The following is a 16,618-nucleotide window of genomic DNA, read 5'->3' on the forward strand; positions in this document are numbered from 1 at the left end:
AGGAAAGTGTCTCAGCTGATTATTTACCCATCATTTATGAGTGTGAGTAAAATTTGACACTCTTACTTTTAAATCGTTATCACTTTTCAGAATAAGTTAGTGTTTTCTTCTATTATAATAGGAAGTTATTTTCGTCATTGAAAAATGCCCCTCTTTCTGCTATAATCGTATAAAATACTTACTTGAGGAGTCCTTATGAAGGTTGTAAAATTTGGTGGAAGCTCGCTTGCCTCTGCTGGTCAGTTAGAAAAAGTTTTAAACATCGTTAAAAGTGATAAAGAGCGCCGTTTTGTAGTCGTTTCTGCACCCGGAAAACGCAATGCTGAAGATACCAAGGTAACTGATGCCTTGATCAAATACTATCGCGACTATGTGGCTGGAAATGACATCAGTGCTAGCCAAAGCTGGATCATTGACCGTTATGCCGCTATGGTTAGTGAACTAGGGTTAAAACCTGCTGTTTTAGAAAAAATCTCTAAAAGTATTCGGGCCTTGGCAACTCTTCCTATAGAGGACAATGAATTTCTCTATGATACCTTCCTAGCGGCTGGAGAAAATAACAATGCCAAATTGATTGCAGCCTACTTTAACCAAAACGGTATCGATGCACGCTATGTTCACCCAAGAGAAGCTGGGATCGTTGTCACAAGTGAACCTGGAAACGCACGTATCATTCCATCTAGTTATGATAAGATTGAAGGCTTGGCTGATAGCAACGAAGTCCTTGTCATCCCTGGTTTCTTTGGTGTGACTAAGGAAAATCAAATCTGTACTTTTTCACGTGGAGGTTCAGATATCACAGGTTCTATCATTGCAGCAGGTGTTAAGGCTGATCTCTATGAGAACTTTACAGACGTAGATGGTATCTTTGCTGCCCATCCTGGTATTATCCACCAACCACATTCCATTCCTGAATTAACCTACCGTGAAATGCGTGAGTTGGCTTACGCTGGATTTTCAGTCCTTCATGACGAAGCTCTTCTACCCGCTTACCGCGGAAAAATTCCTCTTGTCATCAAGAATACCAACAACCCTGATCACCCAGGAACACGCATTGTTTTAGAACACAGTAGTGATAAATTCCCAGTAGTAGGGATTGCAGGTGACTCAGGATTCGTCAGCATCAACATGTCAAAATACCTCATGAACCGTGAAGTAGGGTTTGGTCGCAAGGTTCTTCAAATCCTTGAGGACCTCAATATCGGTTGGGAACACATGCCTACAGGTATCGACGATCTTTCAATCATCCTCCGCTCCCGTGAATTGACTCCTATCAAAGAAGAAGAAATTCTACGTCAACTCGTTCAAAAGGCTGAAGTGGACCATGCTGAAATCGAACATGACCTTTCCATCATTATGATTGTCGGAGAAAAGATGAAGAGCCATATCGGGGTAACTGCTACTGCAACACGTGCTTTGTCTGAGAATAAAATCAACATCCAGATGATGTCCCAAGGTTCAAGTGAAGTTTCCATCATGTTTGTTGTCAATAAAGAGCAAGAAAAAGCAGCCATCAAGGCTCTCTATCATGCCTTTTTCGATGAAAGTAAGGAAGACTAATCATGGCCCAATCACTCAATCAAGTCATTGACCTCCAAACCACTGGGACATCTTACCTCTCTATCTCTGGAAAAGTTGGAAAATTTTTAGTCGGGGATCAAGCCTTAGAGTTTTATCCTGATGTCAATGTCGAACAATATATACAAATCCCTTGGTCCAGCATTCAGCAAATAGGAGCTAATGTAAGTGGTCGCAAGATCAGCCGTCACTTTGAAGTCTTCACTGATCAAGGAAAATTCCTCTTTGCCTCAAAAGACTCTGGGACTATCCTCAAAATCGCTCGTGAAAAATTAGGAAACGATAAGGTTGTCAAACTTCCTACTTTGATTCAGACCATTGGTCAAAAATTTAAAAATCTATTTGCAAAAAAGTAGAAACTTTAGTATAATCATAGCAACGGATAAGTAAGTTATCTCCTTCTTTCAGAAAGTCTGCGGGTGCTGCGAGCAGATAGGAGGGATAGGTGAAATTCTACCGTTGTTCACAATTAAATACAGAATCAAGTGCACACCTGTGAAGTTGGATGGAACCGTGGCCCTGCCACTCCAACACTTTGTCAGGTGTGCTTTTTTCATAAAGGAGTTCTTATGTTAGATATTAAACGTATTCGCACAAATTTTGATGCTGTCGCTGAAAAATTAGCTACACGTGGTGTAGATGCTGCTATCTTAAATGAGATGAAAGAAATCGATGCTAAACGTCGTGACATCTTGGTTAAGGTTGAAACGCTCAAAGCAGAACGCAACACTGTTTCTGCTGAGATTGCCCAAGCTAAGCGCAACAAGGAAAATACCGATGACAAGATTGCTGCAATGCAAACCCTATCTGCTGAAGTCAAAGCCTTGGATGCTGAATTGGCGGACATCGATGCTAAATTGACAGAATTTACCACTACTCTTCCAAACATCCCTGCCGACAGCGTTCCTGTTGGGGCTGACGAAGATGACAATGTGGAAGTTCGCCGTTGGGGGACTCCGCGCGAGTTTGACTTTGAACCAAAAGCTCACTGGGATCTTGGTGAAGACTTGGGTATCCTTGACTGGGAACGCGGTGGTAAGGTAACGGGCGCTCGTTTCCTCTTCTATAAAGGACTTGGGGCTCGTTTGGAACGCGCTATCTACAACTTCATGTTGGATGAGCATGGTAAAGAAGGCTATACGGAAGTTATCACACCTTACATGGTTAACCATGACTCTATGTTTGGTACTGGGCAATATCCAAAATTCAAGGAAGACACTTTTGAATTGAAAGACACTAATTATGTCCTCATTCCTACAGCTGAAGTGCCTCTTACAAACTACTACCGTGATGAAATCCTTGACGGTAAAGACCTACCAATCTACTTCACTGCTATGAGTCCATCATTCCGTTCTGAAGCGGGTTCTGCTGGTCGTGATACACGTGGCTTGATCCGTCTGCACCAATTCCACAAGGTTGAAATGGTCAAATTTGCAAAACCAGAAGAATCTTATGAAGAATTAGAAAAAATGACAGCCAACGCTGAAAACATCCTTCAAAAACTCAATCTTCCGTACCGTGTCGTTGCCCTCTCTACTGGGGATATGGGCTTCTCAGCTTCCAAGACTTACGACTTGGAAGTTTGGATTCCAGCGCAAAATACCTACCGTGAAATCTCAAGCTGTTCAAATACAGAAGATTTCCAAGCCCGTCGTGCTCAAATTCGCTACCGTGATGAAGCAGATGGTAAAGTTAAACTTCTTCACACCTTGAATGGTTCTGGACTTGCAGTTGGGCGTACAGTGGCTGCTATTCTTGAAAACTACCAAAATGCAGATGGTTCTGTAACCATTCCAGAAGCTCTTCGTCCATACATGGGTGGAGCTGAAGTTATCAAACCATAAAAAACAAGGCCTAGCTAGAATATAGCTAGACCTTTTTTCGTAACCAAATCAGATAAGAAGCTAAGACAAAGAGTAAAATAGATAGACAAATGAAGATTTCAGCCAGTACCAGATAATCTAAAAAAGGGAGTTTCAAAAGCCCCTGAGCCATCTTGAGCGAAGTAGCTGTGATAATGGTTGGGAAGGTGAGGGCTGAGAAGGCTGGTTGAAAGCCTTGTTTTAAAATATTGGGCAGGCGAGTTAAAACAAAGAAAAAGAAGGACTGAGATGCCAAAATCATGACAATCAAGAGCCAAGTCGGTAGGCCTGCTCCTCCAACTCGAACTAGAGAAGCTAAGAGTAGGGAAAAGGGAGCACAGTAGATTCCTTCCTGTCCAAGCAAGGCTAGTGGGAGTGGAGATTTCTTTAAATCGCTATAAATAAGCGGATAGAGATAGAAGGTCAAGACAAAACCAAAACTCAAGGTTGCATAGGCAATCTCGATAATGCCTACCAGAGGATAGGTCAAGGCTGCTACTGCTATTCCCACATAGAGTACCGTCCAACTTGGAGTCGCATTGACCCTCCGACCAGGACAGGCAAATTTGATGGTAAAAGTAGCAATCAAAGCTAAATCCAAGAGAAATGAAAACCACCAGATTCCTTGTGCTACCAAAGGAAGAACAGGGAATACGCGAAAGACATAGGTCGATAAAATCATCCCGGCCATGGGAAAGGTAGCCATGCCAGATAAGAGAGGGGCTTTGGTCAATTCTCGCTTGGTTTCAGACCAATTAAAAAGATGAAGAATCAGAAAGAAAAGCCACAAAACTAATCCAGTCAGACTCAATAAATGCGACAGAACTGGCCAAGTATCTGCAATCAGATTTCCTGCACCTGCTAGACCTAATAAACAGCCAGAAAATACCAAGGGGAGCTTTTTCATCCGAGCCTCCAATAATCATGTTATTATTAGTATAGCATAAAAGCGCTTAAATGAGGACTTAAAAAACGAAGTTAGAAATTCAAACTTCGTTTTTATTCTACTATTTTTTAACTCGTTGCTAAGATATGGCGCAACTGAACAGCGCTTGGAGAGACAATCGGAAGAAAGGCTCCTTCATTCCAACGACGAATAAAACCAGATGTTGATTTGCTAAAGTAGCCTCTACCTCCACCAGCTTGCAACTCTAACAGAAGACTTTGAGCAACCACATCCACAATGTCTATTCTTAACTGAAAGAGTTCACGCGGATTGGTAACGAAATAGGACCGGTCAGACAATCCCTGATAAAGAGCTTGCCGAATAGCATCTAACTGCTCTACCTGGTATTGCCATTCATCTGTTAATACTCTTCGTTTCCCCAATTCTTTTTCTACTTCTGATAGGGAGCGTTCAGCTAATCCAAAAGCCAAACCAAATTGGTAACCTAAAAAAGCGGGACGATTTTGAGTTAAAAACTCTTTAGCATTCTTGGATAGAATCCACTCTTCTTTTAAAGGAACCCGATTAAAGGTCAAAGCAGCAGTGTTTCCTCCCTGAAGAGAAACGAATTCTAAGTCTTCCGAACGACTAAAATTCTCTGCATCTGATGGCACAGCCACCACATAACTTTTACTTGGATCATCAGCAAAACCTGCTACAAAAATGGTTAAGAATCGATTTCTACGGGCATTGGTTACCCATGGCAGTCGCCCTTTTAGATAAAATTGTCCTTTTTCTTCGATGATATAAACATTCAGCTCTTCTAAATCAGATAAATACTTGACCGCATTAGACAGAGCAGTTGCGCCTGCATATTCACCAGACAAGAGTTTTTCCAGATAGTTTTCTTTCAAATAGGAATTCTCTGAATGGATAATATTGTCAATTAGGGTGCGTTGTCCCCAAGAAATAAAGGAGGCCGTCAAGGAATGTTGAGCGAGCTCTGCTAGGATATCAATGACATCTTGATCACTTCCGTCTGAACCGCCGAGAGATTCTGGAACACCTACACGAAAAGCTCCTTCTGCTGCAATCCTTTCAATCAGTTGCTCTCCAGCCTCACAAGACTGTTTATCAATTTCATCAGCATGCTGGTCTAACCAGCTCAAAAACTCTTCGGAAAAAAATCCCATACTCTTTCCTCCTTTTATGCATAAGGTTGTAATTCTGGGTTAATAGGCGTATTGGCTAGGTTGTTGGCATAGTTGCAGAGGCTGGCAAGACTAACACCGAGAACCACGTCCAAGGCATTTTGTTGCGTGTAGCCAGCTTCCAAAAATTCAGCCAAGGCTTCATCTCCTACACGCCCTTTGGTATTGATGACCGCCAAGGTAAACTTAGCTAGAGTATCTAGTTTTGGATCTGTTTCAATCGGAGTGCGGTTGCGGAGAGCTTGGAGAAGATCATCATTCATCTGGATTTGTTTGATTGAAAAGGCTGTGTGACCTGCGACGCAGAAAGCACAACCATTGGTTACGGCAGCTGTGATTTGTACTACTTCGCGTTCTACTGGTGTTAAGCTATTGCGACGGTTGATGGCTCCGACAGTTCGGTAGGCTTCAAGCGCGGTTGGGGCATTGGCCAAGAGACCGATTAGGTTGGGAATATAGCCATTGTTATCTTTTTGTACTGTTTCAAGAACTTCTTTCACTTCTGCTGGTGCTGATTCTACTGTGTGGATGGTAAATGTTGTCATAAGAAACCTCTTTTCATTTTATTGTCATTTAGTCTATCATAGAATTTTCCACTTGGATAATATATATTTTCAATAGCCTTGATAGGAAATGTCTATGAAATAAAAAAATCACACTAAAAGTGTGATTGGGTTAGTGTTTAAAATACTTTCTGGTTTCGGAAATAACGACTGGCGATAAGACTATGAGGGCAATCAAGTTTGGTAAAGCCATCAAGGCATTGACGATATCTGCAATAATCCAGACCATATCCAACTCGATAAATCCTCCCAACAAGACCATGACTACAAAGACTACACGGTAAAGCCAGATAAAACGAACACCAAAGAGAAACTCAAAACAGCGTTCTCCGTAGTAGTTCCATCCGAGAATCGTCGTAAAGGCAAAGAGTACAAGGAAAATGGTCAAGAGGGAAGGTCCAAAATGTGAAAAAACTGTTGAAAAGGCTGACTGGGTCAAGGCAACCCCATTCAAATCACCACTCCAAACACCAGTTACCAAGATTGTTAAACCAGTCAACGTACAGATAATGAGGGTATCAATAAAGGTTCCTGTCATGGAAATCAAGCCTTGCTCGACAGGCTCATTTGTCTTAGCCGCAGCCGCCGCAATGGGAGCTGATCCTAGGCCAGATTCGTTAGAAAAGACTCCTCTCGCCACACCATTTTGGATAGCCATCCGAATGCTGGCACCTGCAAAACCACCTACCGCGGCCGCCGGACTAAAGGCTGAAGTAAAGATCAGTGCAAGTGTGGCTGGGATTTCCTCGATATTAAAGAGAATAACTGTAAGAGTTCCCAGAATATAGACAATAGCCATAAAAGGAACCACTGCTGTCGAAACTTTTGATATGGATTTGAGGCCACCAAAGACGGCAATCCCTACAAAAATGGATAAAATCAGAGCTGTGATAACTGGATCAACTTGGGCTGTATTTTGAATGGATTCTGTAATCGAATTGACTTGAGTAAAGGTACCAATCCCTAGAAGGGCTACCAATACACCCGCTAGGGCAAAGAAGATAGCAAGTGGACGCCACTTTTCTCCCATCCCCAAAAGGATGTAATGCATGGGTCCTCCAGCTACAGCTCCATTTGCATCCTTTGTGCGATATTTGATGGCTAGCAAGCCTTCGGCATATTTAGTCGCCATCCCAAAGAAGGCTGCCATCCACATCCAAAAGAGGGATCCTGGTCCCCCAACCTTAATGGCTGTCGCGACCCCGATGATATTTCCCGTACCAACGGTGGCGGCTAAAGCCGTACAGAGAGCAGCAAAGCTCGACACATCGCCGTGCCCCTTGTCCTTGGTAAAGATCAACTGAAAGGCCTTAGGGAGACGAGCAACCTGCAAAAGGCCCAGTCGGATGGTCAAATAGATACCCGTTCCGACCAATAAGATCAAGAGGGGAGGCCCCCAAGCAAAAGCATCAAGCGCTTTAAGCAATTCTAACATGTCCTTCTCCTATCTTTCAACCCCAAAAGAAAGAGCACATGCAAGATACATGTACTCTGGAATGCTTAGATAAATGCCAAAAAGCGGTCTATCCTAGCTCTGTCCTTTTACCTGAGAGTTTGAGCAGTTACCTGCCTTGCCCCTTCGGTGCCTTTACGGTCTCTCCAGAGTTCCGTCCATTTACAGTCATGGAAAACAAACCTTTCTCCACTTCTATTAAACTTCATTCGGTGTTGGTATTCTATTTTTTATTATTTTACAAGAAAAGTTAGCCTTTGTCAATATATTCTATGAAAATTTTTGACCTTTCATTTCTTTTTTCAGAAAGGTTGACTCCTTCTTCTCTCTATCCTTTAAAGGTCACAATGGTAGCGCCACTGCCTCCAGCATTTTGTGGAGCATAGCCGAAACTCTTGACATGCTTGTTTCTTTGCAGGTATTTGGTGACGCCCTCACGGATGACTCCTGTTCCGATACCATGGATAATGTCGACCTGCGCCATGTTATTAAGCAGGGCTTGGTCGATAAAGGCGTCCAGCTCATTCATAGCTTCTTCGTACCGTTTGCCTCGGAGATCCAGTCTGGCTTGCGGACCACGACCAGAAGCACGTTTGACGACATTGACTTGTTTTTTCTTGACTGGGGCTTCTTGCTGAGCCTGAACAAGATCAAATTCTTTCTCTTCCAAGGTCATCTTGATCAAACCAACTTGGGCTTCCCAACGGCCATCCTTGAGCTGATTGGTCAATGTTCCACGTTGGCCATAACTGAGAACCACGATATCATCCCCAACCTTTGGAGCTCGTTTTTTCTTGGCTTTTTGAAGGACCTTGTTTTTAGACAAGTCGACTTTTTCAGGAGCCAGTTTTTTCAGCTCAGCCTTGGCCTCAATGATTTCGTGGGGTTTGAGTTGAGACTTACTGTGGAGGTTTTTCAGGATTTGGTCACTCTCACTTAGCGCTAGTTCCACAATCTCAGCAGCTTGTTCACGCGCCTTGTTAAGCTCAGTTTCTTTTTCACGGTTGAGTTCGTTGTAGAGTTTTTTGAGTGCTCGATTCATCTTGAGATTTTCTTGCTCCACCTCACGGATATTGTCCAAGCGTTTACGGCTTTCAAGTGTTTGCTCTTCCAATTGTTCAATGATACGGTTGACATCATTATCTTGATTAACCTGCTGGCTGGCATCTCCTACGATGACATCTGACAAGCCCAGGCGTTTGGCAATTTCAAAGGCATTGCTTCGACCAGGAACTCCCTGCATAAAGCGATAGGTCGGACGCAGGCTGGCTGTGTCAAACTCCATGCTGGCATTTTGCACAAAGGCTGTCTCAATACCATAAGCCTTGAGTTCTGGATAGTGGGTCGTCGCCATAGTCTTGACCTGACGCAGACGAAGATCCTCCAGAATAGCCATAGCAAGCGCTGCTCCTTCCTGCGGATCGGTACCTGCCCCAAGCTCATCTAGTAACAAGAGCGAGTGCTGGTTGACCTTGCCAAGAATATCTACGATATTGGTCATGTGGCTAGAGAAGGTAGACAAGCTTTGTTCGATAGACTGCTCATCCCCAATATCTGCGAAGATTTCCTCAAAAACACCGACACGGCTTCCCTTGTCAGCTAGAATGGGCAATCCAGATTGGGCCATGAGTTGAGTCAAGCCTAGGGTTTTGAGCATGATGGTCTTCCCACCAGTATTGGGACCTGTAATGACAATAGCTGTTAATTCCTTACCAAAGTGTACATCGTTTGCCACTGCATTTTTGACCAAAGGATGGCGAACATGAAGAAGTTGAATCTCTTGATTCTCTGAAAGTTGGGGAACGACTGCTTGTCTTTCTTGAATGAAACGCACCTTGGCACGAATCAAGTCTAAATGGCCGATAATCCAAGCATCATTAGCAATCTCAGCAGCATGAGGACGAACCCGTTCCGATAGTTCCTGCAGGATGCGAATCATCTCATAGCGTTCGTCAGCTCGCAGACTAGCGATTTCTTCGCTCAGCTTGACCACCTCACGTGGCTCGATATAAACCGTATTACCACTGGCAGAGATGTCATGGACAACACCTGCAATCTTATTGCGATAGGTGTTCTTTACTGGTAAAACTTGACGGCCATTTCTGCTAGCGATTATACCTTCCGTCAACATCTGCGCTTTTTGCTTGAGTAAGTCTTGCAAGACATCTCGAACTTGACTCTCGCTATCATGGATTTTCCGACGGATACGTGCTAGTTCTTCGCTGGCAAAATTCTCGATAAATCCTGCATCATTTAGAGCTTGGAGACTTCCTTGCAAGTGTGGAAACTCATGCAGTTTCTCAAACCATCTCGCCAACTGCTCCAAGCGTACGTTTTCTAGATTGTCGTAAAAACTTTGCAACTCTCTGCTAGCAAGCAAGACTCGTTTGAGAAGCAAGAACTCCTCAATATTGAGGTCCGCCCCCATCTCCAGACGCTTGCAGACAGCTGAAAGCTCACGTGTCGCTAGGATAGTAAAGTGAGGTTGCTCCACAAATAGGGCTTGCATTTCCTCCATCTCTGTAAAGGCTTGCTTGATCTTATCCACCTTAGCAGTTGGAGCCAAGCCTTTTAGCTCCTCTAGGCCTTGTTCTGTCAGGAGATGCGGTTCAAACAAGGTTTTGATTTTATTAAATTCTAAGGTTTCTAGTATTTTTGTATTCATATTTTTTCCTTGTATGCTGGTTTAAAAGATTATAGCAACTAGGTGTTTTGACCTAGTCGTCCAATCTGTAAACAAAGGGCTAGGAAAAATCCCGCCCTTTTTATCCGATTAAATTTGTCACCCAGAGTTGTTTGATAAGATTTGTCGTAAAAGGGACACTTTGGATGATGTGTTTGGCTACTGTACTTTTTTCGAGTGAATTTTGAATGACTGCCAGAGGTACTGTTGCAAGGATGGTCAGAGCCATTTGCAAGACAAATAAGGTTACCAATAGAGACAAAACGCCTGATCCGATACGCAACCATTTGACATCAAGCTTTTTAGTTGGAATCAAGTGCAGGAACAAACCGATAAAACGTCCGATAGTGTAGCAAATCCCAAAAACTAGAAGATAGGCTAGACCCGCATAAAAGACCTTGTCTAGATGAAACAGCTGGTCTGAAGGGAAGAAAAAGGTTCCCTGTCCTTCCTGAGGATTGGCATAAGGGACAAGCAAGTGGAAGTGGTCGCCCAGTGATTTATAAAACTGTCCCGCAACAAAGGCTGAAATCACTGCCACGAGGAAATAATAAACTTGCAGGACCAAACCTCTACGGTAGCCGATGTAAAAGCCCCAAGCCAGAACCAATAAGAGTAGGATTGAAATCATAGGGAGTCCTCAATCTTGCTCTGTTCTTGTTTGACAGCAATCAACTTGTGGCGGAGTTCTAACAACTCTTGCTCCTTGTCATCAAATTCAATCTCACGGTTGAGTTGTGTAGATAGACAATTGACCGCCAAAAGAAGCGCAATGGTTTCATCATCTGCCCCAGGCATTTGTTCTTTAATTGCTTGGTACTTTTCAGTCGCAACCTTGGCAATTTCCTCCATGAAGAGGTTGTCATGCTCGGTTGTCAAGGTTAATGTCTTTTTCCCGAATGTAAACTTATATCGATTTAGATTTGCCATAAAATTCACCTCACGATATTATACCAAATTTCGCTAACTTTGTCAGTTTTTACCAATTCTCCTGCTTTTGTGGTACAATAGAGACTATGGCAAGTATCACACTCACACCAAGTGAACAGGAAATTCAGAGCTTTTTAAGTCAGTATCAGAAGGCTCTCAGTCCTAGTAAAAATCCCTATATCCGCTATTTTTTGCGCTTCCCTCAGGCAACGGTTTCCATCTATACTTCTGGAAAAGTCCTCCTTCAGGGCGAAGCTGCTGAGCAGTACGCCAGTTTCTTTGGCTATCAAGTTGTAGAGGAAACCAGTGGACAAGATTTTCCTATGATTGGGACCGATGAGGTGGGGAATGGTTCCTACTTTGGTGGGCTGGTTGTCGTGGCTTCCTTTGTGACACCGGACCAGCATGACTTCTTGCGAAAACTCGGCGTAGGGGATTCAAAAACCTTGACTGACCAAAAGATTCGTCAGATTGCCCCTATCCTCAAGGAAAAAATCCAGCATCAAGCACTCCTCCTTTCACCGAGCAAGTACAACGAAGTTATCGGAGAGCGTTACAATGCTGTTTCTGTAAAGGTTGCCCTTCACAACCAAGCTATCTTTCTCCTTCTTCAAAAAGGAGTCCAGCCAGAAAAAATCGTGATTGATGCTTTTACAAGCGCTAAAAACTATGACAAGTACTTGGCGCTGGAAGCCAATCATTTTCCAAACAAGATCAGTTTGGAAGAAAAAGCCGAGGGCAAATACCTGGCTGTTGCCGTTAGCTCCATCATCGCGCGGGATCTCTTCCTCGAAAACTTGGAAAATCTTGGACGAGAACTAGGCTATCAACTGCCAAGTGGCGCTGGAACTGCATCTGATAAGGTTGCCAGCAAAATCCTTCAAGCCTATGGTATGAAGGGACTTCATTTCTGCGCCAAACTGCATTTTAAAAACACTGAAAAAGCAAAAAAACTTCTATAGAGGTAAACCATGAACTATTTAAAATCATTTATAAAAGAATGGGGAGTCATCTTCCTGGTTATCGCACTGGTAGGTCTTAGCCGCATCTTCCTTTGGAGCAATGTCCGTGTGGAAGGACATTCGATGGACCCTACCCTAGCCGACGGAGAAGTTCTCTTCGTTGTTAAACACCTCCCAATTGACCGCTTCGACATCGTGGTTGCGCATGAGGAAGACGGAAATAAAGACATTGTCAAAAGGGTTATCGGCATGCCTGGTGATACCATCCGCTACGAAAATGACAAACTCTTTATCAACGGTGAAGAAACGAATGAACCTTACCTAGCTGAATATCTCAACTTGTTCAAAACAGAAAAGTTGCAAAACACCTATACTGGCAAAGGATTTGAAGGCAATAAGGGAGTTTACTTTAGAGAACTTGCTCAAAAAGCACAAGCCTTTACGGTTGATGTCAATTCCAATACCAGCTTCAGCTTTACTGTCCCTCAAGGTGAGTACCTTCTCCTTGGTGACGATCGTCTAGTCTCTAGCGACAGCCGCCACGTTGGTACCTTTAAGGCCAGCGATATAAAAGGTGAAGCAAAATTCCGTTTCTGGCCACTTAACCGTATCGGAACATTTTAAGATAAGGAAGAGGCCGAGAATGCTAAGTCTCAGTCTCTTTTTCTATTGCGAGAGAAAACCTTAAAGTAATCTAGCTTTTCAAAGTGGCTAAGGGTCCAACTCTCACGAACTCATGTAAAGGAAACCTATGGAAGTTTATTTTTCAGGCACCATTGAACGGATTATTTTTGAAAATCCCAGTAATTTTTATCGCATTCTCCTCCTAGATATCGAAGATACGGACGCGGAGGACTTTGACGATTTTGAAATCATCGTTACAGGAACCATGGCGGACGTGATTGAAGGGGAAGACTACACTTTTTGGGGGCAAATCGTTCAGCACTCCAAGTATGGGGAACAGCTTCAGATCAACCGTTATGAACGCGCAAAACCAACTAGCAAGGGCCTCGTCAAGTACTTTTCTAGCAGTCATTTCAAGGGAATTGGTCTCAAAACGGCCCAAAAAATCGTTGATAGCTATGGTGACAATACCATTGATGAAATTCTGGAACATCCTGAAAAGCTAGAAGGCATCTCAGGACTCTCTGCCAAAAACCGTGAGGCTTTTGTTTCTACCCTTCGTCTCAACTATGGGACAGAAATGGTCTTGGCTAAACTTGCCAACTACGGCATTCCCAATAAACTGGCCTTTCAGATTCAAGACTTTTACAAGGAAGAAACGCTAGATATTGTCGAAAACTATCCCTACCAACTGGTCGAAGATATCAAGGGTTTGGGCTTTACCATTGCTGACCAATTAGCTGCAGAACTAGGCATCGAAAGTCAAGCTCCCGAGCGCTTCCGTGCTGGCCTTGTCCATAGTCTCTTTCAAGGTTGTATGGATACAGGCGATACCTATATGGAAGCCCGAGATTTGCTGGAACAAACGCTGACTCTCCTCGAGTCTTCCCGTCCCGTGGAACTGGATCCCAGCCAAGTAGCTCAGGAATTATCTCATCTGATTGAAGAAGACAAGGTTCAGCAGATTGATACCAAAATCTTTGATAACAGCCTCTTTTTCGCTGAAGAAGGCATTCGCAATCACTTGGTTCGTATCCTCGAAAAAGGAAAGCAGAAAAGCCAGGATCTGGAAACCATTCAAAAGCATATCTCTACTGTCGAGCAAGAACTGGGGATTCAGTACGATACCATCCAAAAACAGGCTATCTGCGACGCTATCCAGAACAAGGTCTTTATCCTAACAGGTGGACCTGGTACTGGTAAGACGACTGTTATCAATGGAATTATCGCTGTTTATGCCCTTTTAGAAGGGCTTGATCTCAGGAAGAAAAGCAACCTGCCTATCCTTCTTGCTGCACCAACTGGTCGAGCGGCTCGGCGCATGAATGAATTAACAGGTTTGCCTAGCGCTACTATACACCGTCATTTGGGGATGACGGGAGACGATGATACCAATCATCTGGAAGATTATCTGGATGCCGACTTCATCATCGTGGATGAGTTTTCTATGGTGGACACTTGGTTAGCCAACCAACTCTTCTCCAATATCTCTTCTAACAGCAAAATTCTCATCGTGGGGGATAGTGACCAGTTGCCTTCTGTCAGTCCTGGACAAGTCCTTGCAGACCTGCTCCAGATACCCCTGATACCTCAGACGCGCTTGGAACGGATTTACCGTCAGAGCGAAGAATCAACTATCGTTACCTTGGCGAGTCAGATTCGACAAGGCATCTTGCCAGCTGACTTTACCCAGAAAAAAGCTGACCGTTCCTACTTTGAAATCGCTAGTGGCCATATCCCAGCTACCATTGAGAAAATCCTCGGCGCTGCCCTCAGAAGTGGCATTCCGGCTCGCGATATTCAGGTGCTAGCGCCTATGTATCGAGGAACTGCTGGTATTGACGCCATCAACCAACTCATGCAAGACCTGCTCAATCCTCAGCAAAAGGGGCAAGTTAGCTTTGAAGCAACTCAGTGTCACTATCGAACAGGGGACAAGGTTATTCACCTAGTCAACGACGCTGAAGTCAATGTCTTTAATGGAGACCTAGGATACATCACAGACCTAATTCCTGGAAAATACACCGAGTCCAAACAAGACGAGATTGTCATTGATTTTGATGGCAATGAGGTCATCTATCCACGCAACGAATGGTACAAGATTCGACTAGCCTATGCCATGAGTATCCATAAGTCTCAGGGAAGTGAGTTTCCTGTTGTTATCCTGCCCATCACCAGTGCTAGCAAGCGCATGCTGGAGCGAAATCTCATCTACACAGCTATCACACGGGCTAAGAGCAAGCTCATCCTTCTCGGTGAATTACAGGCCTTTGACTATGCAGTCAAGCATATCGGGACTGCTCGCAAGACCTATCTGATTGAGCGCTTCAGTGATTTAATTGAAACTACTATTGAAGAAAGTAAACAAGCCTTCTCTGAAACTGCCACAGCAAGTGACTCTGAAAAATCCTACATCCTCACCGAAGAAAACTGGTCTAGTATTCCCGCTATGATTGGAATTACAGATGCTGACTTAAAAGAGATTTTTGGAAAATAGTGCAACAGAAAGCCCACCTAGTCAGGTGGGCTTTTTCTCTTTTAAGATTATTTTACTGTTGCAGTGCTTGTGATCAATTCAACAGCTTTTTTGATAGTGATATCGTGTTTCAACATGTCAGCTGAAAGCAAGTTTTGCACTTGTGCAACTTCCATGTTGTAGTCTGCTGCCAATTGCTCGATTTCTTTTTGGATTTCTTCTTCTGAAGCGTCAAATCCTTCAGCTTTGGCAACTGCTTCGATAACAAGGTTAGTCTTCGTACGTGACTCAGCTTCTGCTTCGTATTGTTTGTGAAGGTCTTCTTGAGTAGTTCCTGTGATTTGGAAGTACATGTCAGGGTTGATCCCTTGGCGTTGCAAGTTTCCAAGGAATTCATTTACTGAACGGTGAACTTCTTCGTGGATCATTTCTTCTGGAAGTTCTACGATTTCAGCGTTTTCTACAGCTTTATCGATTGCTGCACCTTCAACGGCGTCTTTGTATGCTTCTTCTTTCGCAGCAGTCAATTCTTTGCGGTATTTTTCTTTCAATTCGTCAAGAGTTTCCACTTCTTCGTCGATGTCTTTTGCAAGTTCATCATCAAGAGCTGGAACTTCTTTTGCTTTTACTTCGTGGATAGTTGTCACGAATTTAGCTTCTTTACCTGCAAGGTCCTCTGCTTGGTAGTCTTCTGGGAATGTTACAACTACATCAACAGTGTCGCCAGCTGAGTGTCCAATCAATTGGTCTTCAAAACCAGGGATAAATTGACCTGATCCAAGTCCAAGTGAGAAGTTTTCACCTTTTCCACCGTCAAATTCAACACCGTCGATAGAACCAACGAAGTCAATCACAACAGTGTCGCCATTTTCAGCAGCGCCTTCTTTGATAACCAATTCAGCCAAGTTGTTGCGTTCGCGTTCGATACGTTCTTCAACGTCAGCGTCAGTTACTTCTTTTTCTACATCAACTGATACTTCAAGGTTTTTGTAGTCACCCAATTTTACTTCAGGTTTTGTCACGACTTCAGCAGTGATAACCCAGTCTTGACCTTTTTCCATTGAAGTTACGTCAATTTTTGGTTGCGCAACCACTTCAAGACCAGCTTCTTTTACTGCAGCTTCATATGCGTTTGGCAAAAGTGCGTTCATTGCATCTTGATAAAGAGCTTCTTCACCAAATTTTTGGTCGAAGATAGGGCGTGGAAGGTGACCTTTACGGAAACCAGGAACGTTAAGAGTTTTCTTTACTGAGTTAAATACACGGTCCAATTCTGGTTTGATTTGGTCTTGAGAGATCGTGAAAGTCAAGACTCCACGGTTTGTTTCTTTGTTTTCAAATGATACAGACATTCTGTCATTTCTCCTTAAAATTTTTTAAATACAGTCTA

Annotated in this window: 14 protein-coding genes and 1 riboswitch; of the genes, 6 read left to right on the forward strand and 8 right to left on the reverse strand. The window is 43.4% G+C overall.

The window, feature by feature from the left end; genetic code table 11:
- The first annotated feature begins 195 nt into the window (after positions 1-195).
- The 3 genes from HMPREF2853_RS08700 (at position 196) to serS (ending at position 3,422) form a co-directional block, all read left to right on the forward strand.
- On the forward strand, positions 196-1,560 hold the full coding sequence (locus HMPREF2853_RS08700) for an aspartate kinase (protein ID WP_000869633.1): 1,365 nt from the start codon (positions 196-198) through the stop codon (positions 1,558-1,560).
- 2 nt (positions 1,561-1,562) lie between these two features.
- On the forward strand, positions 1,563-1,934 hold the full coding sequence (locus HMPREF2853_RS08705) for a DUF956 family protein (RefSeq protein WP_070535844.1): 372 nt from the start codon (positions 1,563-1,565) through the stop codon (positions 1,932-1,934).
- A gap of 213 nt (positions 1,935-2,147) precedes the next feature.
- Entirely contained in the window at positions 2,148-3,422 is a 1,275-nt protein-coding gene (gene serS / locus HMPREF2853_RS08710) for a serine--tRNA ligase (RefSeq protein WP_070535847.1), read from the forward strand.
- 25 nt (positions 3,423-3,447) lie between these two features.
- Here the strand turns inward: serS and HMPREF2853_RS08715 are convergent, their stop codons facing one another.
- The 7 genes from HMPREF2853_RS08715 to zapA form a co-directional block, all read right to left on the reverse strand.
- A complete protein-coding gene (locus HMPREF2853_RS08715; RefSeq protein WP_049500880.1) occupies positions 3,448-4,347 on the reverse strand; it encodes a TDT family transporter in 900 nt (299 codons plus the stop codon).
- Positions 4,348-4,454: 107 nt separating this feature from the next.
- Positions 4,455-5,519, reverse strand: a complete 1,065-nt coding sequence (locus HMPREF2853_RS08720) for an acyl-CoA dehydrogenase family protein (RefSeq protein ID WP_049550244.1) — start codon at positions 5,517-5,519, stop codon at positions 4,455-4,457.
- Between the two features lie 14 nt (positions 5,520-5,533).
- A complete protein-coding gene (locus HMPREF2853_RS08725) occupies positions 5,534-6,082 on the reverse strand; it encodes a carboxymuconolactone decarboxylase family protein (protein WP_000206774.1) in 549 nt (182 codons plus the stop codon).
- Positions 6,083-6,212: 130 nt separating this feature from the next.
- Positions 6,213-7,535 (reverse strand): alanine/glycine:cation symporter family protein, encoded by a 1,323-nt coding sequence (locus HMPREF2853_RS08730; RefSeq protein ID WP_070535850.1) that lies wholly within the window; start codon positions 7,533-7,535, stop codon positions 6,213-6,215.
- A gap of 89 nt (positions 7,536-7,624) precedes the next feature.
- Positions 7,625-7,713, reverse strand: a riboswitch (glycine riboswitch).
- 168 nt (positions 7,714-7,881) lie between these two features.
- Entirely contained in the window at positions 7,882-10,218 is a 2,337-nt protein-coding gene (locus HMPREF2853_RS08735; RefSeq protein WP_001092932.1) for an endonuclease MutS2, read from the reverse strand.
- 100 nt (positions 10,219-10,318) lie between these two features.
- Positions 10,319-10,867: a CvpA family protein gene (locus tag HMPREF2853_RS08740; RefSeq protein WP_000623540.1), complete on the reverse strand. Its 549-nt coding sequence runs from the start codon at positions 10,865-10,867 to the stop codon at positions 10,319-10,321.
- Positions 10,864-11,166 carry a cell division protein ZapA gene (zapA, locus tag HMPREF2853_RS08745; RefSeq protein ID WP_000002028.1) on the reverse strand — a complete coding sequence of 101 codons (303 nt, stop codon included), beginning with the start codon at positions 11,164-11,166 and terminating at the stop codon, positions 10,864-10,866. The genes HMPREF2853_RS08740 and zapA overlap by 4 nt, the downstream gene beginning before the upstream one ends.
- A gap of 86 nt (positions 11,167-11,252) precedes the next feature.
- On the opposite strand from zapA, the gene rnhC reads away from it, so the two are divergent.
- From rnhC to HMPREF2853_RS08760, 3 genes are all read left to right on the forward strand, one after another.
- The gene (gene rnhC / locus HMPREF2853_RS08750) at positions 11,253-12,128 is read left to right on the forward strand and encodes a ribonuclease HIII (protein ID WP_070535853.1); all 876 of its coding nucleotides are present in this window, start codon (positions 11,253-11,255) and stop codon (positions 12,126-12,128) included.
- A gap of 9 nt (positions 12,129-12,137) precedes the next feature.
- On the forward strand, positions 12,138-12,752 hold the full coding sequence (lepB, locus tag HMPREF2853_RS08755) for a signal peptidase I (protein ID WP_001108432.1): 615 nt from the start codon (positions 12,138-12,140) through the stop codon (positions 12,750-12,752).
- A gap of 127 nt (positions 12,753-12,879) precedes the next feature.
- Positions 12,880-15,249 (forward strand): SF1B family DNA helicase RecD2, encoded by a 2,370-nt coding sequence (locus HMPREF2853_RS08760; RefSeq protein ID WP_070535857.1) that lies wholly within the window; start codon positions 12,880-12,882, stop codon positions 15,247-15,249.
- 47 nt (positions 15,250-15,296) lie between these two features.
- Here the strand turns inward: HMPREF2853_RS08760 and tig are convergent, their stop codons facing one another.
- On the reverse strand, positions 15,297-16,580 hold the full coding sequence (gene tig, locus HMPREF2853_RS08765; RefSeq protein ID WP_070535860.1) for a trigger factor: 1,284 nt from the start codon (positions 16,578-16,580) through the stop codon (positions 15,297-15,299).
- Between the last annotated feature and the right edge of the window lie 38 nt (positions 16,581-16,618).

This window comes from Streptococcus sp. HMSC077F03 (genome assembly GCF_001812375.1).
Taxonomy (GTDB): domain Bacteria; phylum Bacillota; class Bacilli; order Lactobacillales; family Streptococcaceae; genus Streptococcus; species Streptococcus oralis_S.